Genomic DNA, 17,767 nt, shown 5'->3' with positions numbered 1-17,767 from the left:
TAGGTGGGAAAATAAAGGTTTATCTAAGCAAAAACTGCTACAGAATAAAAGCCCAAATGTAAATAAAAATGGAAATATTGCTTTAGTCATACTGTTTTGTTAAGTTTTGGGTATAATGCGAGGCAGATTAGTTGAGGATTTATCAATGACTGAACAAGCACGCGACACTGAAGCGTTAATTCGTGACCAAATTGCTAAACATGCAGTACTTCTTTATATGAAAGGTACGCCGCAATTCCCACAATGTGGTTTCTCTGCACGTGCGGTAGAAGCACTCAGTCAAATTGGTCGTCCATTTGCTTATGTAAACATTTTGGAAAACCAAGATATTCGCGCGACTTTGCCGCAAATTGCAAATTGGCCTACTTTCCCGCAATTGTGGATTAATGGCGAATTAATTGGTGGTAGCGATATTATGCTAGATATGTTCCAAAAAGGTGAATTAAAATCTTTAGTAGAACAGCACAGCCCAGCACCTGAAGCTTAATTCAGTTGTAAAGTGATTAAAAAAGCGCCTGGTGGCGCTTTTTTAATGAGTTGGTTTAATGGTGCTTTTTAAAGAAGCAGATTACTCTGCTTCTGACTTATCCTTGCTGGTGTTTTTAGGTTCAACCCCATCAGCCGGAAGCGGTTGTTTTTCTGCTTCCTCTTTCAGCTTTTTCTTGGCTTTCTTCTTTTTTTTCTTTTTCTTGGTCTCTTCCTCAAACGCTTCACCATCTTCAATGGCCTGCCAATATTCAAGTTGCTCCATAACAGCAGCATAAATTGAATTTTTGCTATAGCGACCTTTTTTGTTTAGGGTGCCGACAGGGCGAGCCATGAGAATTTCTAAAGCTTGATCAATGGTCTGAATGGCATGAATATGGAATTGACCTTTTTCAACCGCTTCAATGACATCGTGTCGCAACATTAAATGTTGCATATTTTGGCGTGGAATAATCACACCTTGTTTTCCTGTTAAGCCTTGTAATTTACAAGCATCGAAGAAGCCTTCAATTTTTGCATTTACACCGCCAATGGGTTGGACCTGACCGAGCTGATTCATTGAACCGGTGATTGCCCAGGATTGGTCAATTGGCAGTTGGCTAATGGCTGATAAGAGTGCAGAAAGTTCAGCCACGGTTGCACTGTCACCATCTACCTGACCATAGCTTTGTTCAAAGGCAAGGGCAGCAGAGAAATGTAGAATCTGTTCACGACCAAAGTGCGCTTTGAGGAAACTCGACATCAATAATACGCCTTTGGCATGTAGGGAGCCACCGAGTTCCACACTGCGTTCAATATCCAGAATATCGCCACCACCTTGATAAACCGAAGCGGTTAAGCGCGAAGGTAAACCAAATTCAACATCTGCATACTGAATCACAGAGAGGGCATTAATCTGTCCTAAACGATGTCCTTTTGTCTCAATGAGCTGTGTTCCACGAGACAAATCTTCCCAGTATAATTCACGTAAATAACCGAGGCGGTACTTACGATGATCGAGCGCTGTATTGATATGTTTATCGCTAACGATTTTGTCACCCGATTTTTCCGCATGGTGATGTGCTTCGCGAATCAAATCACCCAAAGTCAAAGCATGTAATGACAATGAACTTTGGTCTTCTGCCTGACGACTTGAATCTGTCAGCAAGGCAGCTAAAGCAGAACGGTCAAAAGGGAGTAATTTGTCTGCTTGCACATAATCGGCAATCAGCTGCATATATGCCTGCTCATTGCTGTCATTACGTTGTAATGTATCGGTAAAGTCAGCACGAATTTTAAAGACACTGCCCAGTTCTGGTTCGACTTCTAGAATTTCATAATAAACTTCAGGTTCTGCAAGTAAAACAACTTTTAAATTCAATGGAATAGATTGCGGTTCAATCGAAATACTGCCGGTTAAAGTCAGCATATGTTCCAGCGAAGATAGTTTTAGCTGTCCTGATTTTAAGGCACGTTTTAAACCTTGCCATGCATAAGGCTGTTCAAGCAGTTGCTCCGCTTCGAGCATTAAAAAGCCGCCATTGGCTTTATGTAGCGTGCCTGGGCGAATCAGGGTGAAGTCTGTGGTAATGGTGCCATTTTGAGTAAGTTGTTCAACGTGACCCAATAAATTGTAATGCGTTGGGAAATCTTCAAAAATCACCGGTGCACCAGAATTTGGCTTGTATGAAACAATGATATTGGCTTGATAACGTGCCGGCACACGGCTAAATAGCCCAGGCCTAAAGTCATCTTCTTCTTGCTCAAGTACAATTTCGACATTGTTAATAATGTCTTCGGCATAATATTTGAGATAGTCTTTTAAGCCTTCTACTTCACCAAATTTATTCAGGATTTGCTCGATACGCGGCATGACCACTTGTTTTGCAATATCACGATTCAAGCTTTGTACTTTGTCGCGTGCATCATCTTCTAAATCGCCCAAATGCAGGCCTAAGCGTTCCAGTTTTTTGTCCATGTAACGCATATTGGTTGAAATTTCAGCACGTTCTTTACTGTTTAGCGCATTAATTTCCTCTGGCGTCATTTCGTGAGGGGAATCATCAATGAAATGTACAGGTACAAAACAGTGTTCTTCATGACGCGTAATCAGTTTCAGATCCAGCGCTTCACCTTCTTTGGTGAGTTCAATCAGCGCTTGTTGTTGCTCATCCCCAATTTGCTGGCGAATCAGCTCAATACGGTTATGATAAATTTCTGCGGTAAAACGGCGTTCTAATTGCTTTAAGATGGTTTGCCAGGTCTGATGCAACAGCGTTTGAAATTTCGCTGCTTGACCGGAAGGAAGCTCTAACGCAATCGGTTGACGCGGTAATTTGAAATTATTGACGTAGACCCAGTCGTTTGGTGTCGGCATGGTTTTGGCGTGTTGTTGCAATAAACGCTTAATCATGGTGCGTTTGCCGAGGCCCGCCGTACCCACAGCAAAAATGTTATAGCCTGAATAAGGTAGAGCAATACCTGCTTCTACAGAGGCACGTGCGCGATCTTGCCCCAGAAAATTATTCAGGGGTTTCAGGCGACGCGTTGATGCAGGAATTTTATCGTAATTAGGAATATGCGTCAGTTGTTCAGATTTCAGTTTGGTTTTTTCTAAAGTGCTTTGTATTTCTGGTTGTTCAAATGCTGAAGTTAAAATGTTTTGGCTCGGTTGTTCAATGTTGCTGATAATATTGGCAGATAAAGAAGAGTTCATTTGCTCGAGTCTTTGGGTCACTGTAAAATCCAAAACGAAATATTGCGATAGAGATTTAAAGGTATACAGGTTTGCTTGAAAAATTCAAGCAGACATGACAGTTTAATCGATAAAATAAAATAATGATTTCGTAAATATTGTTGAAACCTATCGCATTACGCGTTTGAATAGCGACATTGAGTTTTTGCAGAACATAATAAATTAATGACCACACAATCTACTGGATGGAAATCGGCCTTTACCGCCTTTCTTGATCGCCGTGCCCTTATTATGCTGTTTTTGGGTTTCTCCGCAGGTATTCCAATATTACTGATTTTTTCAAGCCTGTCTTTATGGCTCGGAGAGGCTGGAATTGATAAAAGTGCGGTGACTTTTTTTAGCTGGGCAGCACTTGGCTATTCCTTCAAGTTTGTTTGGGCACCGTTAATCGATGAATTACCTGTTCCGGTACTGACGAAAATACTCGGTCGGCGTAGGGCGTGGTTGCTGATTGCGCAAGTACTGATTATCTGTGCCATTTGTATTATGGCATTTTCAAATCCGGCACTCGGACAAAGTTATTTGTACCAGATGGCGGTGGGGGCAGTGTTGCTTGGCTTTTCTGCAGCGACTCAAGATATTGTCATTGATGCTTACCGTATTGAACTGGCTGAAACGCAAATGCAGACGGTGCTGGCTTCGACCTACAATGCCGGTTATCGCATCGGGATGATTGTAGCAGGTGCTGGTGCATTATTTTTGGCTGCATCATTAGGTACTGCGAAAGGTAACTATATTTATAGTGCCTGGAAGATTACCTATTTGGCTATGGCTGCGGTGATGCTGGTGGGCATTATCACCACATTGGTGATTCGTGAACCACAAGTGAATCGGGTCTATAAAGATTATAAACGTACCGATTACTACCGTTTGGTGGCGGTATTTTTTGTGGCCGTAATCAGTTTTGTGCTCAGCTATATTTTCTCTGGTACTTTAACTGAAGCCATTAAATCACAATTTGAAATTTCCGATTCTTTCCTGCTGTTTTGTTTTGAAGCCCTGCGTTTTATTGGTTCTGCTGCTGTTGCGTTATTGGTGGGTTCATTGCTGGTGAAAATGGGTGCTGTCAACAAGAAAATGGCATTTGAAACCTGGGTCAATCCGATTGCAGATTTCTTTAAACGTTATGGCGTAAAACTGGCATTGGTGTTGTTGCTGTTGATTGGTTTTTACCGTATTTCCGACATTATTGCCGGCGTAATCTCCAATGTATTTTATCAAGACCTGAATTTCACCAAAGAGCAAATTGCTGAAGCAGTTAAAATTTATGGAGTGATTTTCAGTCTGGTTGGTGGTTTCTTAGGTGGTTTGCTGGCACAGCGCATGAACATTATGAAGTTGATGTTTGTTGGTGCAGTGTTGGCAAGCTCGACCAATCTAATTTTTATCGGTCTGGTAAAATCAGGACAACAAATCAATGATGTCAATGTCACGGTTGGACAGCAGAATTATAAAGTGCAGTCCGATGAAGTGGGATACTGGAAACTCAAAGTACCGAGTCAGGTATTGGCACAAGCGGATGAACTGCAAGTTGCTACCCAATATAAGGACAGTTCGCAAAATATTGCAGTCATGACATTGCCGTATTTAAAGCAGGATGCAAAACAATCTAGCATGCAGATATTGCCTGTGACCAGTGACAATAGCATTGCTTTATATGAGAAAAATAATAGTTTGGTGATTCGTGGACAGTATTTTGGGCAACCTTTATCTGAATCTCAAAAAATTGTCTTAAGTTTAGATGGTCAAGCTTTTGATGCAAATCTGGATAAAACAGGCGTATTTAGTGCGGCAATTCCGGCTGAGGTTTTGATCAATTCAGCTTCTAAACAGCTCGTTGCTGGAGTGATTGAAAATAATCAAGTCTTGTCCACGACCCAGCATCGCTATACGACCAATATGAATTTGAGCACCGCCAAAGATTTAGAAGTTGATGTTCAGCCTTTACCCGTCGTAAATGCCCAATCCACTGACGAAGTTGAAATTACAGGCAAGGTGATTAAACCTTATAGTTCACTTTGGTTATATTTTGCCATTATCGTTGACAACCTGGCATCAGGGCTTGCAGGTGCTGCATTTATTGCATTTTTGTCGAGCTTGACCAGTGTATCATTTACCGCAGTACAATACGCGATTTTTAGCTCACTGATGACTTTAACCCCTAAGATTTTAGGCGGTTATTCAGGTACTATAGTAAGTAATATTGGTTATCCGAACTTCTTTCTCATGACCACACTGATTGGTATTCCTATTCTAATTTTAGTGGTGTGGGTGGCGAAGTTATTACGTGAACATCAACATATAAATAGTTAATAAGGATGAATAATATGCGCATGCTGCATACCATGTTACGTGTAGGTAATTTAGAACAATCTTTAAAATTCTATACTGAAGTACTCGGTATGACTTTGCTTCGTAAACGTGATTATGAAGAAGGTCGTTTCACTTTAGCCTTTGTGGGCTATGGTGATGAAGAAAATCATACTGTGTTGGAACTCACCCATAACTGGGATACTGAAAGTTATGAACTGGGCAATGCCTACGGTCATATTGCGATTGCGGTAGATGATGCCTATAAAGCGTGTGAAGAAATTAAAGCGCGTGGTGGTAATGTCGTCCGTGAAGCGGGTCCTATGAAAGGCGGCGTCACCGTGATCGCTTTTGTTGAAGATCCGGACGGTTATAAAATCGAGCTGATTCAGCAAGATAAAGATGCCCGTAATAACTAATAGACTTTTCATAAGTGTTGACATCCTGTTTATTTTTCTTCCTATGAGAGAAATAAAAGGGTTTATGAAAAAAGTCTAATCATAAAGTGATATAGATAAACTAAATAGTCAACATTGAGTTGAAAAACTGGCTTTATTTATTTAGCCCAGTAAGATGAAACTTTACCGGTAGGTAAATTCACTTATTGGGCTTTTTTATTTTTTCAATTATTACAGGAAGTAGCAATGTTAAAATTATTGGCATTGGACCGCTTTACCATTTTGCTGATTGTCATGGTGATCTTGGCAACAATAGTTCCAGTATCAGGTCTTGCTGCAAATATCTTTGGGGTGATTACTTCTGGCGCAATTGCGATTTTATTCTTTTTGCATGGGGCAAAACTGTCCAGAGAAGCGGTCGTTCAAGGCATCATGCACTGGAAATTCCATGTGGTGGTATTTGCTTTTACATTTGCACTCTTTCCACTATTAGGGCTGTTGGCGAAGCCGCTTTTATTGCCTGTTTTGGGGCAGGAGTTGTACTGGGGCTTTTTGTTCATGTGCTTCTTGCCATCAACCGTGCAGTCTTCAATTGCTTTTACGTCGGTTGCCAAAGGCAATGTGGCCAGTGCAGTATGTAGTGCTTCATTTTCCAATATTATCGGGATGTTTATTACCCCAGTATTGGTCAGTTTCTTTATTTTAGGTCAGTCACAACATGGCTTTGACCCAACATCTTCGATTCTTCAAATTACATTATTGTTGCTGGTACCCTTTATATTGGGGCAAATATTACGTCCTTATGTTTATCCGTATATGTTGAAATTACCGGAGATCGTCAAAGCATTCGATCAGGGCACTATTTTGATGGTGGTCTATGGTGCTTTTAGCGGGGCAGTCGTTGCTGGATTGTGGGACGTAGTGAGTTGGGAAACACTATTGATTTTGACTCTGGCTTGTTCAGTGTTTTTAACTATTATCATGCTGTTGGCTTTATATATTCCAAAATGGATGGGGTTTAATCGGGAAGATCAAATTGCAATGTTTTTTTGCAGTTCTAAAAAAACTTTAGCCAGTGGTATCCCGATGGCACAAATCTTATTTATCGGACAGCCTTTAGGGATGATTGTTTTACCGATTATGATCTTTCATCAGATTCAGTTGATGGTCTGTGGGGTAATTGCCAATTATTGGTCGAAGCACAATTTGGATGAATTTAAAGCTGTAGATGAGTTAAAAGAATAATTCGCTATCTGATATTTTTTGCCGTATAATTACGCCCACTTGTTGTGCTTAGCTCTGGCGGTATCCGTCTCGGTGGGCCAAAAGAATGGTCTGTTATGGTGTTGGTCTCGCTTTTTTTGAAGAAGCTTTTTTCCTCATGAACCATGAGAGTGATCAATTGCGATGACAGCATAAGCCTTTCTTAACTTAGGAGTAATCGACGATGCGCGCCGATATTCACCCAAAATATGAAACATTAGTTGCTACTTGTTCATGTGGTAACGTAATCGAAACTCGTTCAGCGATTGGTAAAGAAACTCTTTACCTTGACGTATGTTCAGCTTGCCATCCATTCTATACTGGTAAACAGAAGAATGTTGACCAAGGTGGTCGTATTGACAAGTTCAAACAACGTTTTGCTGGTATGTCACGTTCTATCAAACGTCCTGACTAATACCGTCAAATTAAAAAAAACGGGCAATATGCCCGTTTTTTTTATTCCTGAAATTTATGTATTTCGCAGCAAGAAAATGTGCACAAGACTTATTGGTCTTGTACATCAATCAGGTGATCCAGTTTTTTCTGGAAATAATCCCCTTGAATAAAGCGTGCATCAACATTCCAGGCATTGGCGAAAAGCGTCATATCATTTAATTCACGCAGCATGATTTCAACAGGTTTAATTTCTTGGAAAGTTTTGATTTTTTCCTGTAATTCCTCAGTAGATTGCTCTGTATTTAACATTTCAGTCAGTGTGCGGTGTAATGTTAAGCAGTTGATATCCAGTTGACGTAAAGCAGATTCACTATAAATAGTATTACCAAAGTCTCGTAATGCTATTTTGGCACCAAACTGGTGTAGCTGCGCTATATATTTTTGCGCATCTGAAAGATTCTGAGTTAGATCTTCTTCTGAAAATTGTAAAATCAGCGGATGGCTTAATTTACTGCGTACAATCGTAATCAGTTTGGAAATAAATTCAGGGAAAGTTCGATCGTGAAATAACACTTCTTTATTCAAATTTACAATCAATTTTGCTTCAGGATATTGGGTAATAAAATTATGCAATTGCTTGCATGATTCAACTAATATCCAGCGATCTAGTTTAATCGATAATTCCGGATCTTCTTTTAGCTCTCTTAAACCTGATAAGTCTTTCCAGGCGTTTTCAAAAATGAAACCACTGGTCACTTCATAAGTGTATAAGTTACTATCTTGTTTGTCATAGAGTTGTTGATATTTAAGATGAATTTCTCCACGCTCTAAGCTTTTTTCTAAAGCTTTAATTAATGAAGATTCAGGTGAAGAAATTAATGGCTTCGTTTCTGTACGCTGAATTTCCATAGTTGGAATATCTAAATGCGTTTCTAACTTAAGCTCTGGAGTCGACTCATTTTGTGGTAAAGTGGTGTTGTAAGCAGAATTAATAAATTTTTCAAAATGACTTTCATCACGAATTTCACTATCTAATATCACATAACCAATTTTTAAATTAAGCGGGTAACTAGATTGATTGACTGTCAATAATTGTGGCTTGGTTAATGAGCTTAAACCAATAAGCTTGGATTCTAATTTTGCTTTAGATTCTGCCTGGAATAAACCGGCTAAAATACCTGGTGACACTTTAAATAATGGAGCATGGGTTTGTTCTTTTAAAAACTCTTTTATTTGACTGAAATAGTTTTTTGAAGTGACCCAATTACCTTCAAAAATAGCTTCAGGACAAGAGGCTAAAGAGAAGAGTACAAGTGCATTAATATCAGAAGGCTGTTTAGTAATAGTTCGGTTAATTAACTGATAGGTATTTGGTTTCTGCACATTTTTATCAGCTGTTCCAGATGCTACATTGCTCGCTTCTGAAGTTTCGATATCGATGGTAATTTGTAATGCATCTTCATCCGTAGCAGGTAAAAATTCGATTTTAAGCGGATTCGGAATAGAAACATGATCATTTAACGTGGCGATTTCTAATCGACCTAAATCAAACTGACCTTGAGTAATTTTTTTAAAGCGTAACTTGAAGTCGTTCAAATCTTTCGGTTGTAACAGATCAAGCAAAGGAAGACCGACAATGTCTTCCTCATTTTTAATCCCAAAGAGTTGTAAATACTCAGGATTGGCCTGAATATGAATGCCTTCTTGAATAAGCGCAACCGCCTTGTTGCTATCATGTACTAAAGATTGTGCATGGGTCTGTGCAGACTCTAATTCCTCCATTAAATGTTGTTGAGTAAGCATTAAACGACTGAATGAAAGTGCACGAAGTAAGCCAAGATAAAAACGATCTGGATAATCCAGATTTAAAATGTCGTAAATGCCTTTATGAATATAACCCGCATATTGCTCTGCCTGATAATCCTCTGGTTTTAGAAGGATAACCGGCAAGTTCGGTTGTTTTGATAATTGGATTAAACTTAAGGCTTGTTCGTATTTTAAGTCATAGGCACGGCCAAAAATGACCAGATCCCAATTTTGATGTAATTGTTTTTCAAAAGTTTGTAAATCATCCAGCAATGTTGCCTGTACAATATGTTCACTCGACGTTAAAAGATCACGAATTTGGTTAAAACGTATTTGATTATCATCGATAATGAGTAAACGTGTTTCGGTACGTTTTAACTTTTTAGACAATAATGGATTTCTCACTTCAATGCTTCCCATAAATCGTGATTCTTGATTTCATTCATTTGTTTGTTGATGAAGTTTGTGATCAGGATTTCTTGCTGATCATTCAGTAATTCAAATTCAAAACGAATAAAACTTTGAGTAATAAGCTGTGCTTTGGTCAGGTAAATTTTTAGTTCTTCTTTTCCTAATCGCAAATGAATGGTTTGTTTTTCTCTAAATATGTGTGAGCCCGATACAATTAAACTGGTCGAAACATTATCGAGTTGAGAGGTTTGAACGATAAGAGCAGGTTGGTAGTTACTGCTATTACGCTCAGTTTTCACCATGACTGAGCAGGGGAATAAGTCTTGAGCTAATACTTCAAGCCCAAGTTCCAGACTTTTTTCTGTCGACTGTTTAATCCAGCGAACCACACCGCCACGCCAAGGGCTGTTGGTATTTTCCTGAATTAAAATAAATTCTCCGGTTTTTAAATTTGAAGGTGTAGTACCGGTCCACTTAATTCGGTAACCATTGACACTGATATCCAGCACATCAGCTGGATAGATTTGTTTTGCTTCACGATCCAGAACTTTAGCTGTATTGGTTTCAGCAGGAATATTGGAATTCATGGAGTTGATAAAGCTACTTTCATTTTGGAACTGATAATTATTTTCTAAATCCAAAGTCTCTTGAAAGTTTTTACCTTTAGAGAGGTAAAAGTGCGCCACAGAAAGGCTAAAACAGATCTGCAATTGCGCTGAATATTCGTAGCGCTCATGGCGACGTTCAATATTAGTTGTAAGTAGGTTATGGATATGAAAGTGTAATGCCGGCGTCAGGAATAGCTTTTCATTACGTGATAAATAACCCGCCTTTTTAGTTTGGGTCTCAGACAGATGATCCAATAAATGTTGTGTTGAAATATAAATGGTCGGCTTGTAAAGACTCGCTTGATTGGTGTTGAAAACCGGTGGATGATCTTTATTGGTATCTACAATATAGCGAGAAAGCGTGGTTTCTTTCGGTAAAATGTGAACCAGTTTTGCCCAGTCAAAACTACATAAATATAAGCCTTGCATTTCTGATGGGCGAATTTGATGCGTATTGAAAATATCCAATAAAATAAGCTGTGAATAAGCGTGCGCAATCGTTTGTAATTGATGCTGCGTATCTAAAATTTGATTGATATTGGTTTGATAAAAATTATTATTAATCGCACATTCGAGCAATTGATGTGCGACCAGCCATTGACCAAATAACGGTGTACTATACAACAAATGTTGTTGGTACAGTAGTAATGCCAGTTGCTGTAATGCGTAATAAGTCGCAACAATTCGGGCAGTCTGTAAACTTTTCTTTTGATTAAAGGCAAAGATAGAAAACTTTTGCAGACTTAATTGGGTGTTACAACGTTTTGAAATATCAATATAAATTTTGGCGAAATGGCTACGCAAAAGCATAGCCAATTCAATAATTTGATCACTACGATCGTTTGTGATCAAACCTTGATTGAAAAAATGTTTTTCCAGGCTGATCAATACATTATCAATCGTTGGGTGCAAGATTTGAATTAAATCAAAACGCAGCATTTCTGGGCATTTAAGTTCTGATATTTCCAGTAACGCATTGAAAAGTTCTTTTGAAGAATTTCCGAGTTGCAGAATGGATAAATTAGATACCCATTCTTGTAGCCCTTTTGCATTAGATGGACAAAAGCTCAGTTGTTCCAACTTTAATTCTGTTGGCGTTTGGAAGATATCTGAAGTACTCATAAGCATCGTTATTATTTAACTCAAAAAGTTGAAACCCCAAAAAGCGGTGTTTTATTTTTTTCACCCGCTATTTCCCTAACGAGTTTAGGAACCAAATATCCAGGAAGGTTCTCTAAAACATCTTTATATATAAGATTAATTTGCTGAGGACTTAAGTCAAAATGATGCGCACCTTTTACTTTATCTAACACATGTAAATAGTATGGCATCACGCCTGCATCAAACAAGCGGTAACTTAAATCCACTAAAACCTGCGCAGAGTTATTGACCCCATTTAATAAAACTGCCTGATTGAGCACGGTGATTTGTTGTTGAACCAAGAGTGAAAGTTTAGCGCAAGTAAAATCATCAAGCTCAGCCGCGTGATTTGAGTGTACCACTAGAATAATTCGTAGCCTACTGTTTTTTAATAGAGAAACCAGCTCTTCATCGACACGGTTGGGGATTACGATAGGAACCCGTGAATGAATTCTCAAAAATTTAATTTGTGGTAGCGATTCCAAGCGATCGATCCAAAGCTTTAATTTTCGATTGGATAGCGTAAGCGGGTCTCCACCACTAAAAATCACCTCGTTAATATCGGGTTGGCTTTCGATATAGTTTTTAATATTGAGCCAGTCTTCGTTTTTTGGCAGGTTTTCCTGATAAGGAAAATGACGACGAAAACAGTAACGACAATGCACTGCACAAGCACCGGTTAAGGTGAGTAAAAAGCGTGATTTGTATTTATGGAGTACACCGGGTTGTTGATTGGCTTGTTCTTCACCCAAAGGGTCTGTCACAAACCCGGGATGATCTTCAAGTTCTAAATGATGCGGTAAAACTTGTAATAGAAGGGGATCCAGAGGATCAGCAACGTTCATTTTTCCGACGAATGCACGCGGAACACGCAATTTAAACTGTTCAGAAGCCAGGATTGCCCCTGATAATAATTGATCAGGCGAGAGCTGAAGCGTCTCTAGAAGCTCTAATGGATCCGTAATCAGGTCACTGAGTTGAGATTTCCAGTTTTGCTCTTGATATAAATAGTTTATCATGCCACATGTAAAAAATAATGCTAGTCTAGCATTAATAGATTTAAGTTAGTAAGTTTGGAGTGAGCCTTTCATGGCCAATTATTCTACAAATGACTTTAAGCAAGGCCTAAAGGTTATGCTTGATGGTAACCCATGTTCAATCATGGAAAATGAATATGTGAAACCTGGTAAAGGTCAAGCATTCAACCGCGTAAAATTGCGTAATCTTAAAACTGGTAAAGTTTTAGAAAAAACATTCAAATCCAATGAAACACTGGAAGGTGCTGACATTGTTGAAGTTGAAATGGATTACCTTTATAACGATGGCGAACTTTGGAACTTTATGGATCCAGTAAGCTTCGAACAAATCACAGCTGACAAAACTGCGATGGGCGATGCTGCCAAATGGTTGAAAGACGATTCAAACGAAAAATGTACAATTATGCTTTTCAATGGTGTTCCATTGTCAGTAAGTGCACCAAACTTCGTTGTGTTGAAAATCGTTGAAACTGATCCAGGCGTACGTGGTGATACTTCTGGTGGTGGCGGTAAACCTGCGAAACTCGAAACTGGTGCTGTAGTACGTGTACCATTATTCGTACAGCAAGATGAGAGCGTTCGTGTAGATACCCGTACTGGTGACTATTTAGAACGTGCATAATGGTTTAAAAATAGACTATTATCGAAAGGGATGATTTAAATCATCCCTTTTTTTATGCCAAAGTCTTAGATGAAAAGTAAGTCATGAGGAGTAGAGTCGCAAAGGAAGAAACAGCTGTATACCGAACAATAAAAAATGATCGCTGATTTATGCATTAGATATGAGGGATTTACATGGAAACGATTCAACCGAAGTTAACCATAACTTCAAAAATAGTGTGGCTTTTGGTCGCGATTTTAGGTGCAGTGTCATTCGGGATACTTGCAATCAGCAGAGGTGAGCATGTTAATGCAGTCTGGCTTGTCCTGGCAGCCATCTGTGTATATAGCATCGCTTATCGCTTCTACAGTTTATTTATTGCCAATAAAGTTTTTGAACTCAATGCCAGACGCTTAACACCAGCACATCGCCTAGCCGATGGTCTGGATTATGTTCCAACCAATAAGTATGTCCTGTTTGGTCACCACTTTGCAGCCATTGCAGGTGCTGGACCATTAGTCGGTCCTATTCTTGCAGCGCAGATGGGTTATTTACCTGGCACCATCTGGTTGTTGGTGGGTGTGGTTCTCGCGGGTGCTGTTCAGGACTTCTTGGTGCTGTTTATTTCTACCCGTCGTGATGGTCGTTCACTCGGTGAAATGGCGAAGCAGGAGCTGGGTTCCTTTGCGGGTGTGATTGTGATGCTGGGTGCATTAGGCGTCATGATCATTATCCTTGCAGTGCTTGCTTTGGTGGTGGTAAAAGCCTTAACCAACAGTCCATGGGGCGTGTTCAGTATTGCTGCAACCATTCCAATTGCATTGTTCATGGGCGTATATATGCGTTATCTCCGTCCAGGGAAAATTGCCGAGGTTTCAATCATTGGTTTTGTGCTGATGATGCTGGCGATTGTTTATGGTGGAAATGTTGCAGCTGATCCTTATTGGGGACCGATCTTTACACTTTCCGGTACTCAACTGACTTGGTGTTTAATCACTTACGGTTTTGTTGCTTCAGTTTTGCCGGTTTGGTTGCTGCTTGCACCACGTGACTACCTTTCTACTTTCTTGAAAATTGGCGTGATTGCCGGTCTTGCAGTCGGAATTATGGTGGCATTACCTGAAATGAAAATGCCTGCTGTAACGCATTTCATTGATGGTACAGGTCCTGTATTTGCAGGTTCTATGTTCCCATTCTTGTTCATTACCATTGCCTGCGGTGCGATTTCAGGTTTCCACGCTCTGGTTTCTTCAGGAACGACACCGAAACTAATTGAAAATGAAGTCGATATTCGTGTAATTGGTTACGGTGGTATGTTGATGGAATCTTTCGTTGCTGTCATGGCGATGATTTGTGCCACCATTCTTGAGCCAGGCGTCTATTTCGCAATTAATGCACCTGCTGCCGTATTAGGTACTACGGTTGAAAGTGCTGCTGAAGCGGTGCGTACTTTAGGCTTTGTGGTGACTCCTGAAGCATTGACTTTACTGGCTCAGGAAGTCGGTGAAAGCTCGATTCTTTCGCGTACTGGTGGTGCGCCAACATTTGCGATTGGTATGGCACACATTATTACCGAAATTTTTAACAACCGTTCCATGATGGCGTTCTGGTATCACTTCGCAATTCTGTTTGAAGCATTATTCATTTTAACTGCGGTAGATGCCGGTACACGTGCTTGCCGTTTCATGGTTCAGGATACTGTCGGTATCGTGATTCCTGCGTTGAAACAATCGCACAATTTCTTTGGTAATCTGGTGGGAACCGCCGTGGCTGTTGCAGGTTGGGGTTTCTTTGTTTATCAAGGTGTGATTGACCCACTTGGCGGTATCAATAGCTTGTGGCCTTTATTTGGTATTGGTAACCAAATGCTGGCTGCAATGGCACTGATTTTGGGTACTGTCATCTTGTTCAAAATGAAGAAAGAGAAATATGTTTGGATTACTATTTTTCCAACCATTTTCTTGTTTATTACCTGTATGACGGCAGGTTGGCAAAAAATCTTCCATGAAAATCCAAAAATTGGTTTCCTGGCACAAGCCAACCGATTCTCTGATGCAATTGCGCGTAATGAAATTTTAAAACCAGCCAAAGACATCGCTGAAATGCAAACAATTGTATTCTCTAATCAGATTAATGCAGTACTGTGCGGTTTCTTTATGATTGTGGCGATTGTGATGGTGTTTGCTGCCATTGGTGTGATTCGCCGTGCATTGGCAGATCCTAATCCAAGTGTGCATGAGTCAGAAGCTATTTATAGTGATGAGATTAGTCCAAATGAAGTGGCGGGAGAGGCGAAATGAGTCTAAAAGATCAAATTCGCCAAAAACTGGCCTTGGGTAAGATCATTAAATTTACTGTGTTGGCACAGCCGAAGAAGTTTTTGATGTTGAACGGGATTAAAACCATTCAGATCATTTGGCAACGTCTACAGCAAAGCTTTCGCCTGATGGTCGGTGTGCCGGATTATCAGACTTATCTGGAGCATATGCGAAAGAATCATCCGGACTTGGTCGCAATGGATGCCAAAACATTTTACCGTCATTGCGTGGATGTACGTTATCCAAGCGCGGGCGGTGGAATGAAAAAATGCCCTTGTTAATCTAGGCAGGTATTTGTCAGAAATCTTTTGATTTGTTTGGAAAAATAAAAAAACGGTGTATGTTAATCATGCACCGTTTTTTATTGGGAAATAAGCTGTGATTTGGGGTACAAATAAGGTTCAAAAACAAGAACTCACACATGAGCAACAACAACTGAATGATCGGGTTGAATCGTATGCTGCCAAAATTCAAGCATTCTTAAATCAAATCAATAGCATCATTTTAGATAAAGAAAATCAGACCAAACTGGCTTTAAGTAGTTTATTAGCTGGTGGCCATGTGTTGTTTGAAGATTTGCCAGGACTCGGTAAAACAACTTTATCTAGTGCCTTATCCCATATTGCAGGGCTGAAGTTTCAGCGTATTCAGTTTACCAATGACATGCTCGCCAGTGATGTGATTGGCGTGAATATGTTTAACCAAAAAGAACATCAGTTTGAATTCAAGCAAGGTCCAATCTTTACCCAAATATTACTAGCAGATGAAATTAACCGCTGTAGCCCCAAAACCCAGAGTGCGTTGCTGGAAGCGATGGAAGAAGGCTTGGTGACGGTAGATGGAGTTCGTTATGAATTACCGCAACCTTTTTGGGTGATTGCGACGCAGAACCCGCTGTTTCAAAGTGGCACTTATAGTTTGCCGGAATCACAACTTGATCGGTTTCTGATGCGCTTGTCACTCGGCTATCCCTCACGATCAGCAGAAAAACTGTTATTACAACAAAACTCCCGTTATGCCTTAATTGCAATGCTAGAGCACGTTTTTAACGAGCAAGAAATTTTAGACATTCAGCAAAGCGTAACCCAGATTCATATTGCCGATGTCGTGTTGGACTATCTACTGGATTTGGCTACCGAGACCCGTAAAAGTCGGCATGGTTTATCCACTCGCGGTCTATTGGCTTTGAAAAAAGCAGCACAAGCGCATGCCTTTATTGAGCAGCGCAGCTATGTAACTCCGGATGATGTTCAAGCTGTGTTTGTTGCCGTGGTTTCGCATCGGATTGGATTGAGTGAAGCAGAAACCTTACAGTTGATGCAGCAAGTGAAGATTAGCTAAAGGAAGATCAAATTGAGCAAGCCTTGGCAAAAATGGTTAGCGAAACGCTTTCAATTTGAAAAAATCAAACAGCTCTCGCAAAAAGACATTCTGATTTTTATCTATCAACAGGGCTATCTGTATGTGGTATTGATCCTGATTACGTTTATTGCCGGGATCAATTATGCCAATAACCTGATTTTGGGTTTTTGCTTTCTCATCAGTGCGATTTTATGTATCAGCTTTTATTTAACCTTTAAACAATTACATGAGCTAAGTATTGAAATCTCAGTGAACGAGATCGGGCAAGTGGGGGATCATCTTGATTTGCAAATCCATTTTCAGCAGCCACAAAAACAGTTGCGTTATTTATGGATTAAAACCGATCAGCATTTAGAAAAAGTCTCGATTGCTGAACTCAAGCAAAAAATTACCCTGTCTTTTTTTACCGATACACGTGGCAAGTTTCATTATCCAACTGTGCAGATTTATGCGGTATATCCGTTTGGACTGGTTCGTGCCTGGACTTATTTTTATTTAAAAGAATATTCATGGGTTGCACCCAAAGCGGCATTTTATAATGCGGAAAATAAACAGCATCAGCAAAGTTTTGAACCTGATATGGATGAGTTTCGTGAACTGCGTAATTTCAAATTGGGGGATAGCTTGCAAGCCATATCCTGGAAGCAGGCTGCACGCGGGCAAGGTTTATATATCAAGGTCTTTGAGCAGCATAATGATCAACCTAGTGTGGAAATCCATTATGCAAATATGCCAAGTGCCGAGCATGAAGAAAAACTGAGTTTAATGATGGGGTTGATTGAACAATGTGAGCAACTGCAATGTAACTATGCTGTAGTTTTACCTCAGGCTGAATTAACCATAGGCGTGGGGGCAAAGCAGTTGCTTCAGGCAAAAAAACTTTTGGCGCAGGCTTAA

The 17,767-nt window shown here is 39.9% G+C and carries 14 protein-coding genes; 10 read left to right on the top strand and 4 right to left on the bottom strand.

Annotated elements, in window-relative coordinates:
* Positions 1–145 precede the first annotated feature (145 nt).
* Complete coding sequence (grxD, locus tag E0409_RS01285) at positions 146–487, top strand: Grx4 family monothiol glutaredoxin (protein ID WP_067725102.1); 342 nt, start codon at positions 146–148, stop codon at positions 485–487.
* A gap of 81 nt (positions 488–568) precedes the next feature.
* Here grxD and E0409_RS01280 read toward each other — a convergent pair whose 3' ends face one another.
* Positions 569–3,181: a Lon protease family protein gene (locus E0409_RS01280; RefSeq protein WP_502699777.1), complete on the bottom strand. Its 2,613-nt coding sequence runs from the start codon at positions 3,179–3,181 to the stop codon at positions 569–571.
* Between the two features lie 204 nt (positions 3,182–3,385).
* Between E0409_RS01280 and E0409_RS01275 the strand changes: the two genes are divergently transcribed.
* The 4 genes from E0409_RS01275 to rpmE all read left to right on the top strand — a co-directional run bounded on the left by E0409_RS01275 (position 3,386) and on the right by rpmE (position 7,606).
* Positions 3,386–5,533, top strand: coding sequence for an AmpG family muropeptide MFS transporter (locus E0409_RS01275; RefSeq protein ID WP_131286801.1), 2,148 nt, complete (start codon positions 3,386–3,388; stop codon positions 5,531–5,533).
* Positions 5,534–5,547: 14 nt separating this feature from the next.
* Positions 5,548–5,949 carry a lactoylglutathione lyase gene (gloA, locus tag E0409_RS01270; protein WP_131286799.1) on the top strand — a complete coding sequence of 134 codons (402 nt, stop codon included), beginning with the start codon at positions 5,548–5,550 and terminating at the stop codon, positions 5,947–5,949.
* A 225-nt stretch (positions 5,950–6,174) separates the two neighbouring features.
* Complete coding sequence (locus E0409_RS01265; protein WP_131286797.1) at positions 6,175–7,173, top strand: bile acid:sodium symporter family protein; 999 nt, start codon at positions 6,175–6,177, stop codon at positions 7,171–7,173.
* Positions 7,174–7,375: 202 nt separating this feature from the next.
* Positions 7,376–7,606, top strand: a complete 231-nt coding sequence (gene rpmE, locus E0409_RS01260) for a 50S ribosomal protein L31 (RefSeq protein ID WP_067725111.1) — start codon at positions 7,376–7,378, stop codon at positions 7,604–7,606.
* A gap of 89 nt (positions 7,607–7,695) precedes the next feature.
* Here rpmE and E0409_RS01255 read toward each other — a convergent pair whose 3' ends face one another.
* From E0409_RS01255 to epmB, 3 genes are read right to left on the bottom strand one after another with little or no spacing between them, the layout of a single operon-like run.
* Positions 7,696–9,813, bottom strand: coding sequence for an EAL domain-containing protein (locus tag E0409_RS01255; RefSeq protein ID WP_131286795.1), 2,118 nt, complete (start codon positions 9,811–9,813; stop codon positions 7,696–7,698).
* Positions 9,795–11,540: a cyclic-di-GMP receptor FimW-related protein gene (locus tag E0409_RS01250; protein WP_131286793.1), complete on the bottom strand. Its 1,746-nt coding sequence runs from the start codon at positions 11,538–11,540 to the stop codon at positions 9,795–9,797. The genes E0409_RS01255 and E0409_RS01250 overlap by 19 nt, the downstream gene beginning before the upstream one ends.
* Positions 11,541–11,554: 14 nt before the next feature.
* The gene (epmB, locus tag E0409_RS01245) at positions 11,555–12,571 is read right to left on the bottom strand and encodes an EF-P beta-lysylation protein EpmB (RefSeq protein WP_131286790.1); all 1,017 of its coding nucleotides are present in this window, start codon (positions 12,569–12,571) and stop codon (positions 11,555–11,557) included.
* A gap of 70 nt (positions 12,572–12,641) precedes the next feature.
* On the opposite strand from epmB, the gene efp reads away from it, so the two are divergent.
* From efp to E0409_RS01220, 5 genes are all read left to right on the top strand, one after another.
* Complete coding sequence (gene efp, locus E0409_RS01240; protein WP_131286788.1) at positions 12,642–13,211, top strand: elongation factor P; 570 nt, start codon at positions 12,642–12,644, stop codon at positions 13,209–13,211.
* A 173-nt stretch (positions 13,212–13,384) separates the two neighbouring features.
* Positions 13,385–15,490 carry a carbon starvation CstA family protein gene (locus E0409_RS01235; RefSeq protein WP_131286786.1) on the top strand — a complete coding sequence of 702 codons (2,106 nt, stop codon included), beginning with the start codon at positions 13,385–13,387 and terminating at the stop codon, positions 15,488–15,490.
* Positions 15,487–15,789 carry a YbdD/YjiX family protein gene (locus E0409_RS01230; RefSeq protein WP_131286784.1) on the top strand — a complete coding sequence of 101 codons (303 nt, stop codon included), beginning with the start codon at positions 15,487–15,489 and terminating at the stop codon, positions 15,787–15,789. The genes E0409_RS01235 and E0409_RS01230 overlap by 4 nt, the downstream gene beginning before the upstream one ends.
* 154 nt (positions 15,790–15,943) lie before the next feature.
* Complete coding sequence (locus E0409_RS01225; protein WP_252151759.1) at positions 15,944–16,849, top strand: AAA family ATPase; 906 nt, start codon at positions 15,944–15,946, stop codon at positions 16,847–16,849.
* Between the two features lie 12 nt (positions 16,850–16,861).
* Positions 16,862–17,767, top strand: coding sequence for a DUF58 domain-containing protein (locus E0409_RS01220; RefSeq protein ID WP_131286782.1), 906 nt, complete (start codon positions 16,862–16,864; stop codon positions 17,765–17,767).

The organism is Acinetobacter sp. ANC 4862 (assembly GCF_004336635.1).
In the GTDB taxonomy this organism is placed as follows: domain Bacteria; phylum Pseudomonadota; class Gammaproteobacteria; order Pseudomonadales; family Moraxellaceae; genus Acinetobacter.
The sequence above is the reverse complement of the archived record's forward strand: the minus strand, read 5'-3'. Positions and strand labels throughout refer to the sequence as shown.

Bases quoted from the DNA above. Each gene is read 5' to 3' on its own strand.
- grxD (WP_067725102.1), top strand. From the start codon at position 146: ATGACTGAACAAGCACGCGACACTGAAGCGTTAATTCGTGACCAAATT.
- E0409_RS01280 (WP_502699777.1), bottom strand. From the start codon at position 3,181: ATGAACTCTTCTTTATCTGCCAATATTATCAGCAACATTGAACAACCG.
- E0409_RS01275 (WP_131286801.1), top strand. From the start codon at position 3,386: ATGACCACACAATCTACTGGATGGAAATCGGCCTTTACCGCCTTTCTT.
- gloA (WP_131286799.1), top strand. From the start codon at position 5,548: ATGCGCATGCTGCATACCATGTTACGTGTAGGTAATTTAGAACAATCT.
- E0409_RS01265 (WP_131286797.1), top strand. From the start codon at position 6,175: ATGTTAAAATTATTGGCATTGGACCGCTTTACCATTTTGCTGATTGTC.
- rpmE (WP_067725111.1), top strand. From the start codon at position 7,376: ATGCGCGCCGATATTCACCCAAAATATGAAACATTAGTTGCTACTTGT.
- E0409_RS01255 (WP_131286795.1), bottom strand. From the start codon at position 9,813: ATGGGAAGCATTGAAGTGAGAAATCCATTATTGTCTAAAAAGTTAAAA.
- E0409_RS01250 (WP_131286793.1), bottom strand. From the start codon at position 11,540: ATGCTTATGAGTACTTCAGATATCTTCCAAACGCCAACAGAATTAAAG.
- epmB (WP_131286790.1), bottom strand. From the start codon at position 12,571: ATGATAAACTATTTATATCAAGAGCAAAACTGGAAATCTCAACTCAGT.
- efp (WP_131286788.1), top strand. From the start codon at position 12,642: ATGGCCAATTATTCTACAAATGACTTTAAGCAAGGCCTAAAGGTTATG.
- E0409_RS01235 (WP_131286786.1), top strand. From the start codon at position 13,385: ATGGAAACGATTCAACCGAAGTTAACCATAACTTCAAAAATAGTGTGG.
- E0409_RS01230 (WP_131286784.1), top strand. From the start codon at position 15,487: ATGAGTCTAAAAGATCAAATTCGCCAAAAACTGGCCTTGGGTAAGATC.